The sequence below is a fragment of the Streptomyces sp. CO7 genome, from assembly GCF_053474865.1.
Genome location: NZ_JBRIOU010000005.1, coordinates 342,643 through 344,569, shown reverse-complemented (window position 1 = coordinate 344,569; position 1,927 = coordinate 342,643). Strand labels below are relative to the sequence as shown.

Below are 1,927 nucleotides of genomic sequence, written 5' to 3'. Positions count from 1 at the left end.
CCCGCTCCGCGGTCGGCGCGATCCGCACCGCGCCCTCCGGCAGCCGTCGCTCCGCCACCACCAGCAGCCCGGCCGCCACCAGCGAGGTGCCGATCAGGAAGACCCACGGCACCCGCCCGTCCAGCGCCAGCAGCGTGGTGAACAGTGCCGGCGCCAGCGCCTTCGCCAGCGACCAGGACAGCTGGTACACCGCCATGTACCGCCCCCGCACCGCGGTCGGCGCTGCGGACACCGCGAGCATGTCGGCGGCCGGACTGTGCACCAACTCCCCCACCGTCACGACCACCACGCCGCCGACCAGCGCGGCCGTCAGCACCGCCGCCGAGTCCGGCCGGGCCGCCGCCAGCGCGAGCTGGGTCAGGAAGCCCGCCGCGAAGAGCAGGGACCCCAGCGCCGCCGCACGGGTCCGCCGCGCACCGGTGCGCCGCACGAGACGCCCCACGTAGGTGCCGGCCGCCGCGCACAACGCCGTGTTGACGGCGAAGGCCGCGCCGGTGAGCACGTCGGGACCGCCCAGGGAGACCACGGAGAGCGGGAACAGCACCGAGAGCGCCGTGTAGCTGAGCGCGTTGAAGAAGTTCGCGCCGGTGAGCACCAGGAACGGGCGGTCCCGGACGACGAGCAGGTAGCCCGGGGCGGCGGCCTCGGCCGCCCCCTCGCCCTTCCTTCCCCGCACCGGCCGGACCGCGCGCAGCAGCAGGGCCGCCACCGCGTAGGCCGCGGCGTTGGCCAGCGCGGTGCCGTTGTAGCCGGCCGGGCCCAGGAGTCCGACCACCAGGGAGACGATCAGCGTCCCCGCGCCGAGCCCCGCGTTGCCCACGGCCCGCAGCCTGGCCTGCAGCCGGTCCCTGTCCGCGCCCTCGGCCACCTCGTCCACCAGGACCGTCTGGACGCCCGCGTAGGCCCGTTCGGCGGTCACCGTCAGCAGGGCGACGCCGGCGAAGGCGCCGAGGGAGTCGGCGAAGGGGTAGGCGAGGAACCCGGCGAACCGGATCGCGTGGAAGAGCAGCAGCATCCGCCGCGCCCCGTGCCGGTCCACCGCCGTGCCGATGAACGGCACCAGCGCCATCCCGCCGAGGCCGGCCACGGTCAGCACGGACCCCACCATCGCGTAGGAGAGCCCGGTGACGTGGTGGAAGAAGACCAGGCTGAACGGGATGTACATCCCCGACCCGACGCCGTTCACCACCGCCGACGCCGTCAACCGGCGCTCCGCCGGGACCCTTTGACGCCCCGCGTCCTTGTCCTCACCCATCCGGACCTCCCCGCGGTCACCACTCCGTCAGCGTGTCACTGCGACAAGTAGCTTAGCAGTAAGCTACTTACTGGCAAGCGGCTTATTTGCGAGGGATCGCCGGCGACGCCGATACTCGGCGCATGAGCAGCAGTGGCCAGCAGCCCCGCGACGGCGTCGACGCGATCATCGAGCAGTGGGCCCGGGAACGCCCCGATCTCCGGACCCCGGGGATGGAGATCTTCGGGCGGATCTACCGGCTCGCGCGGGTGATGGGCGAGCGCGCGGAGCGGGCGTACTCCGCGTTCGGCATCTCCCGCGGGGAGTTCGACGTGCTGGCCACGCTGCGCCGCTCGGGCGCGCCGTACACACTGAGCCCGCGCGACCTCTCCACCACGCTGATGCTCACCACCGGCGGGATGACCGGCCGGCTGGACAAGCTGGAGCGGGCGGGGCTGCTGGCCCGCTCGCCCGACCCGGACGACCGGCGCGGCCTGCGGGTCTCCCTCACCGAGCGCGGGCTCGCGCTCGTCGACGAAGCGGTGGGCGCCGGGCTCGCCGAGCAGAACCAGGCCGTGCGGGACGCCTTCGACGACCACCGCGCCGCCGAACTTGCGGGCATGCTGCGGGAGTTGCTGGCCGCGACGGAACACCGGGCCGCGCACCCCCCGCAGTGAGGCCCCCTCAGTGAGG

Annotated in this window: 2 protein-coding genes; one reads left to right on the top strand and one right to left on the bottom strand. The window is 74.2% G+C overall.

Annotation, left to right across the window (positions count from 1 at the left end):
• On the bottom strand, positions 1–1,255 hold a 1,255-nt coding region (locus tag ACOV8S_RS20010), incomplete at its 3' end, for an MFS transporter (RefSeq protein ID WP_448319159.1).
• A gap of 122 nt (positions 1,256–1,377) precedes the next feature.
• Between ACOV8S_RS20010 and ACOV8S_RS20005 the strand changes: the two genes are divergently transcribed.
• Complete coding sequence (locus ACOV8S_RS20005) at positions 1,378–1,911, top strand: MarR family winged helix-turn-helix transcriptional regulator (protein WP_448319158.1); 534 nt, start codon at positions 1,378–1,380, stop codon at positions 1,909–1,911.
• The last annotated feature ends 16 nt before the right edge of the window (positions 1,912–1,927 follow it).

Coding starts and splice junctions, on each gene's coding strand:
- ACOV8S_RS20005 (WP_448319158.1), top strand. CDS start 1,378: ATGAGCAGCAGTGGCCAGCAGCCCCGCGACGGCGTCGACGCGATCATC.